At 57.0% G+C, this 17,562-nt stretch carries 21 protein-coding genes; 6 read left to right on the plus strand and 15 right to left on the minus strand.

The window, feature by feature from the left end:
- Nucleotides 1-151: 151 nt before the first annotated feature.
- From AC2VNK_RS05785 to AC2VNK_RS05855, 15 genes are all read right to left on the minus strand, one after another.
- Nucleotides 152-1,153 carry a DNA polymerase III subunit delta' C-terminal domain-containing protein gene (locus AC2VNK_RS05785; RefSeq protein ID WP_486883146.1) on the minus strand — a complete coding sequence of 334 codons (1,002 nt, stop codon included), beginning with the start codon at nucleotides 1,151-1,153 and terminating at the stop codon, nucleotides 152-154.
- Nucleotides 1,150-1,800 (minus strand): dTMP kinase, encoded by a 651-nt coding sequence (tmk, locus tag AC2VNK_RS05790; RefSeq protein WP_291523050.1) that lies wholly within the window; start codon nucleotides 1,798-1,800, stop codon nucleotides 1,150-1,152. Before tmk ends, AC2VNK_RS05785 begins: the two co-directional genes overlap by 4 nt.
- Nucleotides 1,797-2,810: an endolytic transglycosylase MltG gene (gene mltG, locus AC2VNK_RS05795; RefSeq protein WP_486883147.1), complete on the minus strand. Its 1,014-nt coding sequence runs from the start codon at nucleotides 2,808-2,810 to the stop codon at nucleotides 1,797-1,799. Before mltG ends, tmk begins: the two co-directional genes overlap by 4 nt.
- Nucleotides 2,807-3,661 carry an aminodeoxychorismate lyase gene (gene pabC / locus AC2VNK_RS05800; protein ID WP_486883148.1) on the minus strand — a complete coding sequence of 285 codons (855 nt, stop codon included), beginning with the start codon at nucleotides 3,659-3,661 and terminating at the stop codon, nucleotides 2,807-2,809. Before pabC ends, mltG begins: the two co-directional genes overlap by 4 nt.
- An 8-nt stretch (nucleotides 3,662-3,669) precedes the next feature.
- Nucleotides 3,670-4,911, minus strand: coding sequence for a beta-ketoacyl-ACP synthase II (gene fabF / locus AC2VNK_RS05805; RefSeq protein WP_291523044.1), 1,242 nt, complete (start codon nucleotides 4,909-4,911; stop codon nucleotides 3,670-3,672).
- Nucleotides 4,912-4,946: 35 nt separating this feature from the next.
- Nucleotides 4,947-5,195: an acyl carrier protein gene (gene acpP, locus AC2VNK_RS05810; protein ID WP_291523042.1), complete on the minus strand. Its 249-nt coding sequence runs from the start codon at nucleotides 5,193-5,195 to the stop codon at nucleotides 4,947-4,949.
- Between the two features lie 85 nt (nucleotides 5,196-5,280).
- Nucleotides 5,281-6,030 carry a 3-oxoacyl-ACP reductase FabG gene (fabG, locus tag AC2VNK_RS05815; RefSeq protein WP_291523040.1) on the minus strand — a complete coding sequence of 250 codons (750 nt, stop codon included), beginning with the start codon at nucleotides 6,028-6,030 and terminating at the stop codon, nucleotides 5,281-5,283.
- A complete protein-coding gene (gene fabD, locus AC2VNK_RS05820; RefSeq protein WP_291523038.1) occupies nucleotides 6,030-6,965 on the minus strand; it encodes an ACP S-malonyltransferase in 936 nt (311 codons plus the stop codon). Before fabD ends, fabG begins: the two co-directional genes overlap by 1 nt.
- Nucleotides 6,966-7,003: 38 nt before the next feature.
- A complete protein-coding gene (locus AC2VNK_RS05825) occupies nucleotides 7,004-7,948 on the minus strand; it encodes a beta-ketoacyl-ACP synthase III (protein WP_486883149.1) in 945 nt (314 codons plus the stop codon).
- On the minus strand, nucleotides 7,945-8,970 hold the full coding sequence (gene plsX, locus AC2VNK_RS05830) for a phosphate acyltransferase PlsX (protein ID WP_291523033.1): 1,026 nt from the start codon (nucleotides 8,968-8,970) through the stop codon (nucleotides 7,945-7,947). The genes AC2VNK_RS05825 and plsX overlap by 4 nt, the downstream gene beginning before the upstream one ends.
- Nucleotides 8,971-9,007: 37 nt before the next feature.
- Nucleotides 9,008-9,193, minus strand: coding sequence for a 50S ribosomal protein L32 (gene rpmF, locus AC2VNK_RS05835; protein WP_291523031.1), 186 nt, complete (start codon nucleotides 9,191-9,193; stop codon nucleotides 9,008-9,010).
- A 40-nt stretch (nucleotides 9,194-9,233) separates the two neighbouring features.
- On the minus strand, nucleotides 9,234-9,695 hold the full coding sequence (locus AC2VNK_RS05840) for a YceD family protein (protein ID WP_486883150.1): 462 nt from the start codon (nucleotides 9,693-9,695) through the stop codon (nucleotides 9,234-9,236).
- 107 nt (nucleotides 9,696-9,802) lie between these two features.
- A complete protein-coding gene (locus AC2VNK_RS05845) occupies nucleotides 9,803-10,675 on the minus strand; it encodes a YihY/virulence factor BrkB family protein (protein ID WP_486883153.1) in 873 nt (290 codons plus the stop codon).
- A complete protein-coding gene (hda, locus tag AC2VNK_RS05850; protein WP_291523027.1) occupies nucleotides 10,675-11,388 on the minus strand; it encodes a DnaA regulatory inactivator Hda in 714 nt (237 codons plus the stop codon). The genes AC2VNK_RS05845 and hda overlap by 1 nt, the downstream gene beginning before the upstream one ends.
- Nucleotides 11,385-11,933, minus strand: coding sequence for a CDP-alcohol phosphatidyltransferase family protein (locus tag AC2VNK_RS05855; RefSeq protein WP_291523026.1), 549 nt, complete (start codon nucleotides 11,931-11,933; stop codon nucleotides 11,385-11,387). The genes hda and AC2VNK_RS05855 overlap by 4 nt, the downstream gene beginning before the upstream one ends.
- Before the next feature lie 158 nt (nucleotides 11,934-12,091).
- Between AC2VNK_RS05855 and AC2VNK_RS05860 the strand changes: the two genes are divergently transcribed.
- The 6 genes from AC2VNK_RS05860 to ppk2 all read left to right on the plus strand — a co-directional run.
- Nucleotides 12,092-12,709: a superoxide dismutase gene (locus AC2VNK_RS05860; RefSeq protein ID WP_291523025.1), complete on the plus strand. Its 618-nt coding sequence runs from the start codon at nucleotides 12,092-12,094 to the stop codon at nucleotides 12,707-12,709.
- A 145-nt stretch (nucleotides 12,710-12,854) separates the two neighbouring features.
- A complete protein-coding gene (gene purM, locus AC2VNK_RS05865) occupies nucleotides 12,855-13,892 on the plus strand; it encodes a phosphoribosylformylglycinamidine cyclo-ligase (protein ID WP_291523024.1) in 1,038 nt (345 codons plus the stop codon).
- The gene (gene purN / locus AC2VNK_RS05870; RefSeq protein ID WP_291523022.1) at nucleotides 13,885-14,550 is read left to right on the plus strand and encodes a phosphoribosylglycinamide formyltransferase; all 666 of its coding nucleotides are present in this window, start codon (nucleotides 13,885-13,887) and stop codon (nucleotides 14,548-14,550) included. The genes purM and purN overlap by 8 nt, the downstream gene beginning before the upstream one ends.
- Nucleotides 14,547-15,299, plus strand: a complete 753-nt coding sequence (locus tag AC2VNK_RS05875; RefSeq protein ID WP_291523020.1) for a competence/damage-inducible protein A — start codon at nucleotides 14,547-14,549, stop codon at nucleotides 15,297-15,299. The genes purN and AC2VNK_RS05875 overlap by 4 nt, the downstream gene beginning before the upstream one ends.
- Nucleotides 15,300-15,406: 107 nt before the next feature.
- Nucleotides 15,407-16,795, plus strand: coding sequence for a dihydrolipoyl dehydrogenase (locus AC2VNK_RS05880; protein ID WP_486883151.1), 1,389 nt, complete (start codon nucleotides 15,407-15,409; stop codon nucleotides 16,793-16,795).
- A 36-nt stretch (nucleotides 16,796-16,831) separates the two neighbouring features.
- A partial coding sequence (gene ppk2 / locus AC2VNK_RS05885; RefSeq protein ID WP_486883152.1) for a polyphosphate kinase 2 occupies nucleotides 16,832-17,562 on the plus strand: 731 nt, incomplete at its 3' end.

Below are 17,562 nucleotides of genomic sequence, written 5' to 3' on the forward strand. Positions count from 1 at the left end.
ACTGATCATGAGCAGCACCTCCGTGCCTATGGGCAGAAGATTTGGTGTCTCCACCAGCACACCGCCGCCTTTGATGCTGGGCATGAAGTAGCGCTGCACTGCCATAGCGTCCCGCAGCACTACGGACAGCGCTTTTGCCGCACCTCCGGTCTCAGCTTGTAATTCCATGCGCCCTCTCTCCTGACCAAATGCCTACCCAACTCAACAATAACGTTTCCAGCATCATGCCCACATTGCGATTCTGCACGAGAGACTCAGGCAACCGGATCCAACTCTCCAGCGTCTCCCAGAGGGATGTCTCCTGAGCAGATTGCGCCATGACCTCTAACGACTGCAAATAGTCCAAATGCACGATGCTGTCCAGGCGCTGATTACGGAGACGAAGCAAATCCGCCGACAAGCTCAACATCAACTCGCGCAGCAGAAGCAATTCTGTGTCTTTAGCCCAGTTATCGGCCAAACGCAAAGCCGCAACAGGACCTTGCCGAGGGAGGTTCAATAACGTGTCGATCCAGGTTTGGCGCAGCGTCACCCAGCCGGATTCCCAGAGCTGACAGGCACGCAGCGGCCGATTCGCAAACTGTCGGCTTAACAAGAGTGCCTCCGCAGGGGGGATGCCCTGCCCTTCCAGCCAGACCATGCACTGCCCGAGCCGCAGCGCTGGGAAAGGCAACTTTTGCAAACGCGACCGGATGGTGGCCAGAAGCTGCGACGGACGCTCACTGAGCAAAAGAATGTGCGCGCGCGCCGCAGGCTCTTCCAGGGTTTTGAGCAGGGCGTTAGCGGCTGCCGCGGTCATCGCTTCGGCCGGCTCGATGCGCAGCCAGCGACGCGCGCTGACCTGGGGGGTGAAGGCGAGAAAGTCATTGGCATGGCGCACCGACTCAATCGCAATACGCTTTCCCGTTTCTGCCGTAATAACGAGCAGATCCGGATGATTACCTTCTGCCAGCAACCGACAGGAACGGCAGGTTCCACAGGACAGCCCCTGCGCTGATGGCGCGAAACACAAGGCCGCCTGCTGCAAATCATCGCAGTACTGTCCGACCAGCGTCCCCGATTCGCCGACAGCGAGCATCGCCTGGGGTAATCCCGCTTGCAGCAGACTTTGTATCGGCTGCCATTCGGCGGGTGGCGGACGGTGCGCACTCATGAACAATGGGCTGCTAGGCGCAGCGCCAGATGTACCCGCAAAATATCATGCACCACCGGCAGAGCTTGGGTCGCATCCACGCGCAAGATTCTTTGTGGTTCGGCCGCGCAGCGTTCCGCGAAAACCGCCCTCGCCCGGCCAAAGAAGGCTTGATCTTCTTGCTCCAGACGATCCGGTCGACGTGCGCGAATGCGTGTCGCGCCCAATTCCGGCGGCACATCAAACCACAACGTCAGGTCTGGACGACGCGTAATCCCCGCCCAGCGTGCCAATTCCGCAATATGTTCGGGGGTGACACCCCGTCCGCCGCTCTGATAGGCATAGGTGGAATCTTCATAGCGGTCACTGATAACCACTTTCCCGGCAGCCAGCGCGGGAGCAATACGCGTCAGCCAATGATCCCGACGCCCGGCATACAGCAGGAGCAATTCCTCGTCCGCATCCAGGCGCAGGCGGTCGTCCAGAAAAATCGCACGCAAAGCCTCACCGAGAGGTCCTCCGCCCGGTTCCCGGGTAAGTTCCACCGCGTAACCCTGCTGACGACAATATTCCGCCAACACCGGCACCGCTGAACTCTTTCCTGCGCCCTCGATACCCTCTAAGGTGACGAAAAATCCATTCTTCAGTGATGCCGCCCCCGTGTTCACAAACACGCTCCTCCGGCATGCTGGAGATAACGCTGTATCTGCTCAAGATGTTTCGTGTAACTCTCTGAATAATGGTATGCATCGCCTTGCGCGATAAAATAGAGGTCGGCACTGTCCGCAGGATGCAGTACAGCCATCAGACTACTGAGTCCCGGCATCGCAATGGGGGTAGGCGGCAATCCGGTGTGCAAGTAGGTGTTATAGGGGCTCTCCACATGCATCTCCTGAGGCGTCAAAAGTCCAGTATAGCGCTCGCCCAAAGCGTAAATCACGGTGGGATCAGATTGCAAAGGCATCCCCTGCCGCAAGCGATTGAGAAACACGGCGGCAATATGCGCCTGCTCTGCGGGCGGCGCCCCCTCCTTTTGTACGATAGAAGCCAGAATCAGGGCCTGGTAGGGATCACCCAGCGGCAATCCAGGAGCACGTCCGGCCCACAAGGACTGTAATTCCCGTTGCATGCGCACATAGGCGCGCTGCAGCACACTCAGCGCGGTGGTACCCGGAACGTAACGGTAACTATCGGGGAAAAGCCAGCCCTCCGCACTTCCTTGCGCACCGACACCCTGCTCTGCGAGGCGACGTGCCGCTGTCTCACCCTGTGGCAGGTTCTGCTGGCCCAGATAAGGAGCCTTATCGCGTATTTCCTGATAGATATTCTGCAAACGCCAGCCGGGCACAATCAGCAGGTTAAGTGGCGTGGATTGCCCGGCAATTAACCGGTGGAGTACCTGCGCCTGGTTAATACGTCCCTGAAACTCATACAGCCCGGCCTGTATGGGCGGATACCCGGCCAAAGCCCAAGCCAGATGAAATAGTCGTGGATGCGGCAATACCCCGGAATGCGCCAGACTAGCGATACTTTGCGCGTTACTGGCGCCCAAAGGAATGGGGACCGTCACCCCCTTCGCCGGCAAAGTTTCCGGCCAATACATGGCGATACCGTAAAATCCAAAAGGGAATAACGCGATCAATAGAATTAACAGGGCGGCATGGCGCTTGCGGGTCATGATTGCGGCCCCAACCCCATGTCCCTGCACCATGCGAGCAAAGCGGATGCTATCGGTCCATCATGTCCGGGTAACAAGCGTTCCACAAAGTGGTGCACTGGCCAGATGCCAATCAGGCTATTGCTGAAGAATATTTCGTCAGCCTCCTGAAGTGCCACGGCCCGATAGCGACCCAGCATGGTCGGCACGCCACACGTGCGCAGCCACTCCAGAATAGCGCCCCGCTGAATGCCGGCGATGCCCCCATCTGCCAGCTCGGGGGTGTAGACAATACCGGCCTTTACCCAAAACAGATTGGACATGATTCCCTCGCGCAGCACCCCTGAATGGTCCAACATGACTCCCTCCGCATATTCCGGAGTCAGGGCATCGCGGGCTACCACCTGATTCAGGCGATTCAGCGATTTAACGCCGAGATACGGCGCACCGGTTAACAAGGCGACCGGACAGATCGTGGCGGAGATACCAGGTTCCCAATAGTGAGCATCACGCTCCGGCCATTGGGATAACCACAGATAGCGTCGCGCGGGACCGGCACCGGAACTGCCATACCCCCAACCCGCGCCACGACTGAGGAGCAGCTTGACGAAGAGGCGTGGGTAAGCTGGGACGCCATTCAACACATGCTGTAAATCATCATACCAGAGGCTTGGCGGAGGCATCGGGATATTCAGAATGGCCGCGCCACGCCTGAGACGCGCCAGATGGGCATCCCAAAACAGCGGGACGCCCTTTATTACCGCGATGGTTTCAAAAAGTCCATCCCCGTAATGTAATGCGCGGTCTAAGGCAGCGCCGCACTCCCCTGCCACGAAGTGATTTCCATCCACCGTGGCGGCAATCACTCCCACGGAGCGAATCAGTCGCTAAAGCGGCGGAAAACCAGAGAACTGTTGGTACCGCCAAATCCGAAGGAATTGCTTAACGCAACTTCTACAACTGCTTTTCGCGCCTTAAGGGGCACATAATCCAGGTCACAACCCTCATCGGCCTGATCCAGATTGATGGTGGGTGGCAGAATGCCATGATAGAGCGCTAGCGCCGTAAAAATGGCTTCGATCCCCCCTGCGGCACCCAGAAGATGGCCCGTCATGGACTTGGTGGAGCTCATGGCCAATCGCCGTGCATGGTCGCCGAAGACCACATGCACGGCGTCGGTTTCTGAACGGTCTCCAAGCGGGGTCGACGTCCCGTGCGCGTTGATGTACCCCACCATTTCCGGAGTCACTGCAGCGTTACGCAAAGCGGCTTGCATACAGCGGGCGGCACCTTCCCCTGCAGGAGCAGGCTGTGTCATATGGTAAGCATCAGAGCTCATGCCATAGCCGGACAACTCCGCATAGATCCGTGCGCCACGGCACCGGGCAAATTCGTACTCCTCCAGAACGAGCACACCCGCACCTTCACCCAGTACAAAACCGTCCCGGTCTTTATCCCAGGGACGACTGGCCTTCTCAGGATCATCATTACGCGTTGAAAGCGCCCGCGCTGCGCAGAATCCACCCAGCCCCAAGGGACTGATAGCCGCCTCGGCACCACCAGCAATCATGACATCGGCGTCACCATACTCAATGAGTCGGGCCGCATCGCCGATGGAGTGCGTACCTGTAGAACAGGCCGTCGCCATGGCGATGTTCGGTCCCTTGGCACCATACATGATAGAAACATGGCCCGACACCATATTGACGATACAACGCGGAATAAAAAAGGGTGAGATCCGGCGCGGGCCACTCTCGGTGACAATCTGATGCTCGGATTCAATACCGGGCAAGCCGCCAATGCCGCTGCCAATGGATACCCCCACCCGATCCGCAATGTCTGCACTGATCTGCAATCCGGAATCCGCAATCGCTTCCATCGCCGCAACAAGGCCATAATGAATAAATAAATCCATCTTGCGGGCTTCCTTGGCCGGGATGTACTGACCAATATCAAAGCCACGCACCTCTCCCGCAATCTGGGAGCTATATAAGGCAGGATCAATGCGGGTCACCCGACCAATACCGCTACGTCCTTGGCTTATGGAATTCCACGCCGCCGGAACACCCACCCCGACGGGTGACACAATTCCCAGCCCTGTAATCACTACACGTCTCTTCAAACGCCTGTTCTCCTCATCACCCTGCTGGGGAATGCTCAGGCATCCTTGTCTGGCATATGCGCAGACACATAGTCAATGGCCTGTTGCACGGTCGCAATCTTCTCCGCTTCTTCATCGGGGATTTCGCAATCAAATTCTTCTTCCAGCGCCATCACCAGTTCCACAGTATCCAGCGAGTCAGCACCCAGGTCGTCGACAAAAGAGGCTTCGTTGGTCACTTCATCTTCATTGACACCTAACTGCTCTACAACGACCTTCTTTACACGTTCTGCCACATTATCCATTAGGAGAAGCTCCTCTGTTGGTAAAAAAATTATTGTCGGCGAGATTGGACCACAGGGCGTACAGTCCTGTAAAGCCACGAATGCATTACCCCATCCACATGCCCCCATTGACATGCAGAATCTGTCCGGTTACGTAACCCGCATCCGGGCCCGCTAAATAAGCGACTGCAGCGGCCACATCGGCCACCACACCCAGTCTTCCCGCGGGAATCTGTTGCAGGAGCGTGCCGCGGTGCGCTTCATTCAGCCCTTCGGTCATGTCCGTGCTGATGAAGCCAGGGGCCACACAATTGACCGTCACCTGCCGCGCCGCCACTTCCCTCGCCATAGCTCGGGTAAAACCAGCCACCCCTGCCTTGGCGGCCGCATAATTCGTCTGTCCAGCATTGCCCATCACACCGACCACCGAAGTAATGTTAATAATACGGCCGAAACGGGCTTTGAGCATATCGCGCACACACAGCTTGCTCAAGCGGTATACCGCACGCAAATTGGTCGCCATGACCTCATCCCAGTCGTCATCCTTCATCCGCAACAGCAATTGATCACGGGTGATCCCCGCATTGTTCACCAAAATAGTCGGCGCACCATGGGATGCCTGTATCTGCGCGAGCACAGCGGACATGGCCATATCATCGGTCACATCCAGTGCCACCCCCGTACCACAGATGCCCTGCGCCGCCAGATCTGCACTGATCCGTTCCGCACCAGCAGGCGTGGTTGCCGTGGCGACAACCCGTGCGCCCTGCCTGCCGAGGACGCGGGTGATCTCCTGTCCGATGCCACGACTGCCACCGGTGATCAGGGCCAACTGACCCTCTAAAGACCCCGCCATTAGATCGCCTCCAGGGTGGCCTTGAGGCTTTTGCCATCTTCGATATGGAGCATGGTCAAACCAGGCTCAATGCGCTTCCCCAACCCCGACAGCACGCGACCTGGCCCCATTTCCACGAAGGTCATGGCCCCCTGTCGGGCAAGATGGCGAATCGTATCGGTCCAGCGTACCGGCGAATAGAGCTGCTTAGCAAGGGCGGCACGAATGGAATCAGGCGTGTTGTGGCTTTGCACATCGGCGTTATGCACCACCATCGCCTTGGGGCTGCGGAACTGCACAGATTCCAGGGTGGTCTGAAAACGTTCGGCAGCCGGTATCATCAGACTGCAATGACTGGGCACACTGACCGGAAGCACGACAACACGCTTCGCGCCTGCGGCGCGCGCCGACTCTACCAGGCGCTCAATGGCGGCCTGATTGCCTGCGGCCACCACCTGTCCGGGCGCGTTAAAATTGGCCGCTGCGAGCACTTCACCTCGTGCTTCCTGAGCGCAAAGTTGTTTCACCTCATCATCGCCGAGACCAATGATGGCAGCCATGGCACCCACACCTTCCGGCACCGCTTGCTGCATCAGACGACCGCGTTCCGCGACCAGACGTACTGCATCCGGGAAGTCCACCGCATCTGCGACCACCAAGGCCGTGTATTCACCCAGAGAGTGACCGGCGACAAAGTCGGGGAAAATACCACCCTCCTCTTCCCAGACCCGATAAACGGCATATCCAGCAGCCAGCATCACCGGTTGCGTCCAGCGCGTCTGATTCAGTTTTTCGACGGGGCCATCCTGAGTAAGCGACCACAGGTCCTCGCCCAACTGGGCAGAAGCTTCTGCAAAAATCTCTTTGACCAACGGATGACTGGTAGCAAGATCAGTCAGCATATTCAAAGACTGCGAACCCTGACCGGGAAAAACAAAGGCGATAGAGCCGTGCAAGCGAACCTCCTCTCAGTACAAATTGGTATGCAGGGCGTTCAGCCCCAACGCAGGAGCGCTGATCCCCAAGTGAAGCCACCCCCGAACGCCTCCAGCAGGAGACGTTGCCCAGGCTGAAAACAACGACGTCGGGCTGCGTCATCTAGCGCTAAAGGTACCGAAGCAGCGGAAGTATTACCATGATGTTCCACTGTCATCACCACCCGCTCCATAGGCAGGCCTAACTTATCGGCCGTCGCCTGAATAATGCGGATATTGGCCTGGTGTGGCACTAGCCAGTCAATGTCTTCTGGTGTCAGGGTATTTGCTGCAAGCGTCTCCTGCACAATCTCACCCAGGGTACGCACGGCCATGCGAAAGACCGCGTTGCCCTGCATGGTCATCCGTGTCTCGCCGCTAGGCACCTGCAGTAATTCGGCATAGGCACCGTCAGCATGAATGTGCGTGGAGATAATACCGGGTTCGTCGCTGGCACTAAGGACAACGGCTCCAGCGCCGTCGGCGAAGAGAATGCAGGTTCCACGATCTGTCCAGTCAACGACGCGGGACATGCTGTCTACGCCAATGACCAGCGCATGCCGCACCCCGCCGCTACGGATAAAGCGATCGGCCGTCGCCAGCGCATAGATAAAGCCAGTGCAAACTGCCTGAATATCAAAGGCGGGCGCACCATGATTACCCAAGCGGGCTTGCAGCAGGCAGGCGGTACTGGGGAATATCTGATCCGGGGTGGTCGTCGCCACAACAATAAGGTCGAGATCCTCGGCTTGCAGACCGGCATCCGCCAACGCCTGGCGCGCCGCCGCTTCCGCCATGTCTACCGTTTTCTCGTCGGGAGCGGCGATGTGCCGGGAGCGGATGCCGGTGCGCGCAAAGATCCAGGCATCACTGGTATCCACCATCTGCTCCAGGTCATGGTTGCTGAGGATACGTTCCGGCAGATAGCCACCGGTGGCGACAATACGGCTAAAAATGGGTTTCACGCGCTGTTTCGCACCGCCGAGGCGAGATTTTCCTGAATCACTTCGGCAATATGCAAGGTCAGGCGATGTTTGGCCTCGGCAATAGCCACCTCTACGGCACAGGCAAAGGCAAAGCGGTCGGCATTCCCATGGCTCTTGATGACGATCCCATTTAAGCCCAACAGCGTAGCGCCGTTGTATTGACGGGAATCCAGGCGCCGACGCAAGCGTTGCAAAATAGGACGATTGACCAAATACGCAATACGCCCATACCAACCATGGGTGTAGCTGGCACGTAATTCGTGGCTGATCATCGTCGCCAGCCCTTCAGAGGTCTTGAGCGCTACATTACCCACAAAACCATCACAAACCACCACGTCAGCAACACCCCGATAAATATCGGAACCCTCCACGTTGCCGATAAAGTTCAATTTAGCAGCGCGCAGGAGCTGCGAAGCCTCTTTGACCTGCTCATTACCCTTAATGTCTTCAGAGCCAATGTTGAGCAGGCCGACTCGCGGTTTGGCAAGGCCCATGACGCGCTCGGCAAATATAGAGCCCATTACCGCAAACTGCAGGAGGTGTTCCGGATGACAATCGACATTGGCACCCAGATCCAGGGCGAGGAGACGCCCTGTCGTCGTCGGCAGAAATGCAGCAATGGCCGGCCGGTCTATGCCGGGAATGGTGCGAAGAAACACTTTACCGAGTGCCATCAGTGCACCGGTATTACCCGCACTGACCACCGCATCGGCATGCCCTTCCCGCACCAGGCCGATGGCGACGTGCATGGACGAATCTCGTTTGCCGCGCAGGGCCTGTGACGGTGCCTCATCCATCGCCACCACCTGACTGGCGTGATGTACGACGATCTGTACCGAGCCCTGCAGGCGTGCTCGCGCAAGCTCTGCCTGGAGAGCCTCCGTGTCGCCGACCATGTGAAAAATGACATCGGGGTGACCCTTGAGCAGATCACGGATGGCGAGAACCACCGTCGACGGGCCGGAATCACCACTCATGGCATCTACCGCAATATGCGGCATCGCGAAACCTCCGAGACGCTCTGGCGTAATAGCGTGGTCAGGCTTCGACCGCCTTCTTCACGATCTCGCGACCTTTATAGAAACCACATTCCGGGCACACATGGTGGGGCAGCTTGGCTGCACCGCAATGGGCACATACGGAACGGTTCACCGCTACCAGGAAATCGTGAGCGCGTCGCATGTCACGACGTGAACGGGAAGTTTTACTTTGTGGAACGGCCATGACTCAATCTCTCCCAATCTGTATCAAGATGTACTGCACTTCATTTGACAACCACTAACGGCTCAAGCCCCGAAACCGGGCATATGCCTGATTTCCAATCCACGCAGCGAGGAATCATGGGCAGGGCCAGTAGTACTTCATCCTCTAACCAACTTTGCTGAGCGACAACGCCATTTTCAGCGAGGACCACCTCCAGCCCAGGATCCAGCGCGGCAACTGCGCACTCCTGTTCTGCCAATCCGCTGTGCACGGTCACGGAAAGCTGTAAGGGCATAACACCCATGCAGCGTTCGCAACGAATCTCACCAAGCACCTCTATACGGCCATCGGCAGCGATCACCTGCCCCCTGCGGATCAGATCAAGGTCTACACTCACTGCCTGCACGCTGACCAGCGCATCGCCTAAGCGCAACCACGCGCGAGAATCAATAATACCCTCCAGTCTGTCACCGTGGACAGACACCCGGGCAATCGGCAGGCTGGATGCTTTGGCGGAAAACATAAGCGCGGGATATTAGCGATCACGGCGCCGCAAGTAAAGCATTTGCCCGCGACTTTCCAGCGGCATTCCGCATACTGCTGCGCGCAGTGCACTATCCCTTGCAGCCATCACAGATTTATCGCAGCCGCCGCCATCTCCGCACCGAACAAAATACTCGCCCAGGCCATATATAACCAGAGGAGAAAAATAGGAAAGGCGCCCAAAGCACCATAAATAGTTTCGAAGGTTGAAAATTGCAGATAACCGGCCAGCGCAATTTTCGCGGCATCAAACAGGATGGCGGCGGACACCCCGCCAACAAAGACATCCCGCCAGCGCGTGGGTGCCGAAGACAGTATTTTGTAGAGCAGCGCCATCACTACTGTGACCACCAGAAAGGTAAGCACATAACTCAAAAAAGGGGGCAGGATGGGGAAATACGCCAAGTAAGCCAGCAAGGGTTGCAGGGGACCAAGCAGGGGCAGGATGAGCGCGATGCTGAGCGGACCCACCAGAAGCATGGCCACGTAGCGCAGAACCCGACACCACAGACAAGTCGGTGTGACACCCCAGATGGCGTTGAAATGTCGCTCTACCTCACGAAGCAGAAAAATCGCGGTGACGCCCAACCCTGATACGCCCAAAAAACCCAATTGCGCACCGCGTGCTGCGAGGCTGTTTACCTGGCGCAGAATCGCATCCCCCGTCCGGGGGACAAAACTGCGCAAAATCAGATGGTCAACCTGGGCACGATGAAGTGGGCTGAAACCCACCAGATTCCACAGACTGAAGACCAGCACCATCGCCGGTACCAAACCAAAGAGCGTGGTATAAGCGAGCAATCCTGCACGGTCGATACATTCGTCGTTCCAGAAACCATGCCAGGCCCTGAATACCCGGTAAAACATACGCTGCCAACGATTGGCATGCTCTTCGGGAACAGATGCCAGTGCCTTGTCATTCTGGCGAAAGCATTGGCGCGGTGGTGTTTTTTCCGTCATCACGATTTCTCCGCAACCAGACAAAGGCGTATGAAAGGGATGGTCACTTCTCGTTGCTGCTCCCAACTTCGGGCATCCAGCACACCCAACAAGTGGTCCAGTGCACCAAGATCGCGCGGATAATGCCGCAACAGATAGTGAGCGGCGTCCACACCAATCTGCAGGCCGCGGCGCTGCGCCATTTCTTGCAAAATGACACTTCTCTCCGCATCACTGGGGAAACGCAGAGCGTATTGCAAACCCGCACTCACCCGGCTTGCCCAGTCCGGGAGCACCCAGTCAGTGAGCTGCGGTGACCGTCGACTGGCAAGGAGCATCGGTTGCCCGCGGCCCATGCGTTCATTATAGAGATCGAAAAAAAAAGTTTCCTTATCGCGCTGACCCGCCCAGCTTTCAACATTGTCCAGACACAACAGAGGAGCCTCTGCCAGACTGGAGAACGTCTCTGGATCCGTTATTCTATTAAACGGATTAGTGATATCGCCGCAGTCTATATAAGGTACCCATCCAGGAACAGCGGATGCTGCCCCCAGCAGCAAATGACTTTTACCCACTCCACCCGGCCCATAAAGGTAAAGACAGAGGCACTGTTGTTCAGCCACCAGATTCAACACCGCACGCAGCGCCTCCGCATTGGGATGGGGATAATACCCCTCCAACGTTGCTTGTGACTTCACCCCCAAGGGGAGAATAAGCTGCCGCATGCCGGTCATGATTCGCCGGAGACCCCCTCCTGAGCAATCGCCTTACGGCTCCAGACCCAGACATACTGCACCCCGGACGCAACGGCCATCAGGAACGCCAGAACGAAGGCTGGCAGCAGCGAGACACGCCAATGGCATGCTGCCTGTAACAGCACCAGCACAATGACGATAAACTGTAGCGCGGTGTTCCATTTCGACAGCAGCGTCGGGCGGACACTAAATTTTCCGATCAATAGCAGGTAGAGCAGGCCGCCACCGACGATCAGCAGGTCCCGGGAGATAACGGCGACGGTCATCCACAAAGGAATACGCTGCAACCAGGTCAGCGTGATAACCGTCGTCACTACGAGTAGTTTATCCGCTATCGGATCAAGAACGGCCCCCAAACGGGTCTGAAGATGATAATGACGGGCTATCCAACCATCCAGTGCATCGGTAATCGCCGCCGCCAAAAAAATGATCAGGGTCACGGCAAAAAGCCCTTTCGCCAGCGCGTAGAAGATCACTGGCACCAGAAAGAGTCGTAACAACGTCAACAGATTCGGCAGGTTCATCGCAGTGAAGCTAGGCAAGGGGGCGAGGACTGTCAAGAAAAATCGAGGGCACAGTCACCACTCAAACGACAGGGAGGTCGTTTGCAGGTAGCTCTGGCACTGACTACAATCTACCAAGCATTAGTTCAGTTCTAAACTTGAAATCAGGAGAATAGCGAATGTCCGAATATAGCGTGCGCGAAGAATTAAAGCCCGGCAGTCTGGATGGCATTTCCGATGCCCAGATTAATGATCACTGGGGACTTTATGTTGGTTACGTCAATCAAAGCAACGCATTGCGCAAAGAGCTTGCGGAAATGCGTGCCGCAGGCAAAACCGGCTCACTTACCTATGCAGACCGCCGCCGGCGCTTTGGCTTCGAATATAACGGCATGGTTTTACACGAGTACTACTTTGCCCAGTTGAAGCCCGGCAGCAGCATTGATCAGGCACCCGGCTTTAAGGCAGCGGTCACTGAGCAGTTTGGCAGTACCGAGGTGTGGCATGAAGATCTGATGTCTGCCGCCAAGAGCCGTAGCGTAGGTTGGGCTATCGCCTACTACGATGGCACCACCGGTCAGATGAATAATCACTTTGTCCAGCTTCATGAAGACGGTAATGTGGGCGGCTTTGTGCCGCTGGTCATCGTTGATGTCTTCGAGCATGCCTACATGGTGGACTGGAAGGCTCTTGGCCGCGCGGATTACCTAGCCGCCATTCACAAGAACATGAACTGGGGCGTGGTGGAAGCGCGCTTCCAGGCGGCCAAAAGTGGTCAGATTTTCAAGCGGTTCTAATCATCTGTAGGGATTTGACTCGTAAAAGAGCGGTTCGCCGCTCTTTTTTATTGGACGCCGTTCACCGCACGACTCTGCTGGTTGCCCCTTTGACAGGCGCCAGAGGCCCTCATACCATGACCCAAACCCCTTTGAGGAAGTCACCGTGGATACCCCGAAACCTTTGACCTATCGCAGTGCCGGAGTCAACATCGATGCTGGCAATGCGCTGGTGGACCGTATCAAACCCCTTGCCGAAAGTACCCACCGCCCCGGCGTGCTCGGCGGCATTGGCGGTTTCGGCGGACTGTTCGCCCTACCCAGCGGTTATCGCGAGCCGGTACTGGTGTCAGGCACCGATGGGGTAGGCACCAAGCTGTTGCTCGCCTTGGAAGCCAATCAACATGACAGTATCGGCATTGATCTGGTCGCTATGTGTGTCAACGACATTCTCGTCCCCGGCGCAGAGCCCCTCTGGTTCCTCGACTATTATGCCTGCGGGCAGTTGGATAATGCCGTAGCCGAAGCGGTTATCACCGGGGTGGCCGAGGGTTGCCGGCAGGCTGGCTGTGCTTTGCTGGGAGGGGAAACTGCAGAAATGCCCGGCATGTACGCGGCTGGGCATTATGATCTTGCGGGCTTTGCGGTGGGTATCGTCGAGAAGTCTGATATCCTGACGGGTGCGGCCTGCCGGGAGGGAGATGCGGTGATTGGCATTGCCTCGTCCGGGCCGCACAGTAACGGCTACTCTCTGATTCGGGAAATTCTCGTACGCAGCGGCGCCCACTCCCATGTCCAAATCAACGGTGAGCCGCTAGTGGATCTGCTGCTGCAACCGACCCGGATTTATGTGAATGCCATTCAGGCCCTGCGCAAGGCGGTTACGGTACACGCCCTCTCTCACATTACCGGCGGTGGATTGGTAGAAAACTTGCCCCGTTCACTGCCCGCAGCGCTTGCCGCTCGCATTGATCCCCAAACCTGGCAAATGCCGGCCATTTTCCAATGGTTACAGGAGCAGGGACAGGTCTCCGTGGAGGAAATGCGGCGGGTTTTCAACATGGGTATCGGCATGGTCGCAATGGTCCCCTGGGAATCCAGGCAGGCCGCCGTGCAATCTATAACAGAGAACGGTGAGCAGGCCTTCGTTGTCGGGCAGTTGGTGCCACGTCAGGACGGTGAGGGAGTACGTTTTCTTGACTAAAAGGCTGGTGATTCTGGTTTCCGGCCGGGGAAGCAACCTGCAAAGCATCCTTGCCGCTTGCCATAGCGGACAGATACCGGACACGCAAGTCGTTGCAGTCATCAGTAACCGCCCAGCCGCTAGAGCACTGGCACTGGCGATGACGGCAGGCATTCCTGCCCTTACTGTCGATCATCGGGACTATGGGACCAGGGCAAACTTCGATGCCGCACTGCAAAAGCAGATTGACGACTACGCCCCGGATGTCGTGGTGCTGGCTGGGTTCATGCGTCAGCTCACCCCCGCTTTCGTTCAACACTATGAGGGTAGAATGCTGAATGTTCATCCTTCCCTGCTTCCCGCCTTTCCCGGATTGCATACCCATGCCCAGGCGCTGGAGCAGGGTGTGTGCTGGCATGGTGCCAGCGTCCATTTTGTGACGGCGGAGTTGGATGCTGGCCCTATTATCATCCAGGCGGCCGTGGCAGTCCTGCCAGCAGATGATGAACAGTCTCTTGCCGCGCGCGTGCTCGACGCAGAACATCGTATTTATCCGCAGGCGCTGGCGTGGCTGCTGGGTGGCCGGGTGGCTCTCGCCGCCGGGCGCACCCAGTGGCGAGAGCCACCACAGACGGCCACGCGCGAGGCCATTGCCCCTTCTCTGGAGAGTTCCCCATGAGCAAAGATGTTGGCCTGGTGATCATCGGCACCGAGATACTCTCCGGTAAACGGGAAGACCGCCATTTTCTCCGCAGCCGCCAGCAACTGGCGCGACGCGGTTATGGCGTCGCCTGGTGCCTGATCGTGCCCGATACCCGGGATATTCTGCTGACCCAGTTGCGCTCGGCCATGGCGCAATCTGTGCCATTCTTCTCCTTTGGCGGTTTAGGCGCAACGCCCGACGACCTGACCCGCGATTGCGCCGCAGCAGCTGCCGGCGTTACCTTGTCCCGGCACACTGAGGCAGAGGCATTGATTCGCCAACAGTTCGGTGACGAGGCGGAACCGGTGCGGGTACGGATGGCCGATCTGCCCGCCGGGGCAAGACTGATCCCTAACCCGGTCAATAATGTGCCGGGATTTTCCATAGGTAATGGATACTTCTTCCCGGGATTTCCGCAAATGGCGGAGCCCATGAGCGACTGGGTGCTGGAGCAGTATTTTCCTCCCTTGGTGGCTGACATAGAGGCACGGGTTCTTTTACCCAGTGCACGGGAAGGCAACCTGGTCCCTCTTATGGAAAGCTTTTGTGCTGCCCATCCGGACATACGCTTTTCCAGCCTGCCCAGCTTCACGGCGACTGGTCCGCAAATCGAAATGGGTGTGGCAGGGCAAGAGGCGCACGTTCAGGTCGCCATCCGCGACTTGAAGGCCCGCCTGAACCTGATGGGGCTCGAAGTTCAGGATCTGAGCCTCCCCGAATCGTAATCAGGCCAGCGCTTCAGGCGAGTTTGCCCGGCAAGTAACCGCAAGCCGGGAATATCTGCTGTCCTAATGAACTAGACTTTCCCATATGGCCCATATGGAGGTGTGCAATGGCCATCCAACACGTTGACTTGTTGACCATCGGCGCTGGCGGGGGCGCTTATCCCGCCGCTTTTCGACTGGCTAAAGCGGGACGTTCTGTGGTCATGGTGGACCCCAAAGGGGTGATGAGCGGAAACTGCCTTTATGAGGGTTGCGTACCCTCCAAAGCCGTTCGGGAAACTGCCGAAATCTACCAGTCCCAACAGCGCTTTGCCGAGCGTGGCCTGCCGGGCACCGTTCGTATCGATTTCACGAAAATCACCATACACAAAGATGCCGTCCAGGCACGCCGCTATGAACAACACGCAGCCGAATTGGCCGCTGTACCGAATATTAAACTCATTCAGGGAGATGCGCGACTTCTCAGCCCCCACGAAGTGGCTGTCAGCACGACAGACGGCGAACAACGATTCCATTGTGCGCAAATTATTATTGCCAGCGGCTCTGATGTATTCATTCCCCCGATTCCCGGGTCCGAACTCTGCCTTACCAGCCATGATCTGTATAAACCTGACCCCGCCCTCAAAACCCTCCCGGAGCGGATGATTGTCATCGGTGGCGGTTATATCGGTCTGGAAACCGCCACCTTCTTCGCTGCCTTTGGTACCAGGGTCACCCTACTCCAGAAAGGTGAGAAACTCCTCAACGGCATGGATCCGGGTATGGTGGCACTGCTAACGCCGTTGCTGGATCCGGCTATTCGCATCCTCACCGGTGTAGACGTGACGGCAGTGGAAGTAACCCCTGAGGGAGGACGGCGCGTACATTACAACCGCGCGGAAGACGCCGACACGCTGGATGGCGACGTTGTTCTGATGGCCGTGGGCAGACGCCCCATTATTCCCGCAGGTACCACAGAGATTGGTATTGCAGTGACGAGAAAAGGCATAGATGTGGGGCCGAGTTTACAAACGGTCCATCCGCATATTTATGCCTGTGGTGATGTGAATGGCCGTGTGCCTTTATTTCACGCCGCCGTGCGTCAGTCGATGGTGGCGGCACACAATATTCTCGGCGGTAATATTCCCCTGGATTATGCGGATTTCAGCCACGTCCCCACCACCATCTTTACCCTGCCCGCCGCCGCCTACGCAGGTGTTACCCCTGCCCTGGCAGAAGCGCAGGGTATAAAACTCCTGACCGGCCGCTACGATTTCACAGAAGACTCCCGGGCGCAGATTCTCGAACGCATGGAAGGTGGCATTCAACTATTCTTCGCCGCAGACAGTCTGCGTCTGCTGGGCGGTTGGGTGGTAGGGATTGACGCTGGCCATCTTATCGGACAGATCGGCACCGCTGCCACCCATGGCCTTACCGCCTACGATCTGGCCCGTTTTGCGGATCAGCACCCCATGAGCGCCGAGGGCATCGGTAAGGCTGCACGCAGCCTGTTTTAAGTACCCCACCTTATCCGTCGTTAAAAAGGATGCATCATGACCAAGCATGAAGAAGACAAAATTACGGGAAAACAGCATTATAAAGAAGAGTTACATCAGCTCCAGATTGAGCTAGTCAAACTGCAACGCCACATTATCCGCAAGAATGACAAAATCCTGGTCATTCTGGAAGGACGTGATGCCGCCGGTAAGGACGGCAGCATCAAACGCATCATCCAGCACCTCAGTCCCCGCGAAACACGGGTCGTGGCTTTAGGTAAGCCTTCGGATCGCGAAGAAAGTCAGTGGTATTTCCAGCGCTATACTCCTTATTTGCCCGCCGCCGCAGAAATCGTTTTTTTTAACCGGAGCTGGTATAACCGCGCCGGCGTGGAAAAAGTCATGGGTTTTTGCACTGATGCGCAATATGAAGAATTTTTTGCCGAGGTCACGGATTTTGAAGGCATGCTGGTCCGCTCGGGTATCCATTTCATTAAGGTGTATCTGGATATTTCCAAAAGTGAGCAAAAAAAACGGCTGGAAGCGCGCAAAGACGACCCACTCAAACAATGGAAAACCAGCCCCATTGATGAGCAGGCAGTCAAATATTGGAAGGACTACAGTAGCGCGCGCAACGTCATGTTTGCGCGTACCCACACCAGCTTTACACCCTGGACTATTGTCGATGCAGACGACAAAAAAATCGCCCGCATCCAACTCATCAAGGGGCTATTGAGTCGTTTGGATTATGCCAACAAAGATACCAGCCTGATATTATCCGATCAAAC

The sequence above is a fragment of the Acidithiobacillus sp. TH-A35 genome, assembly GCF_057473505.1.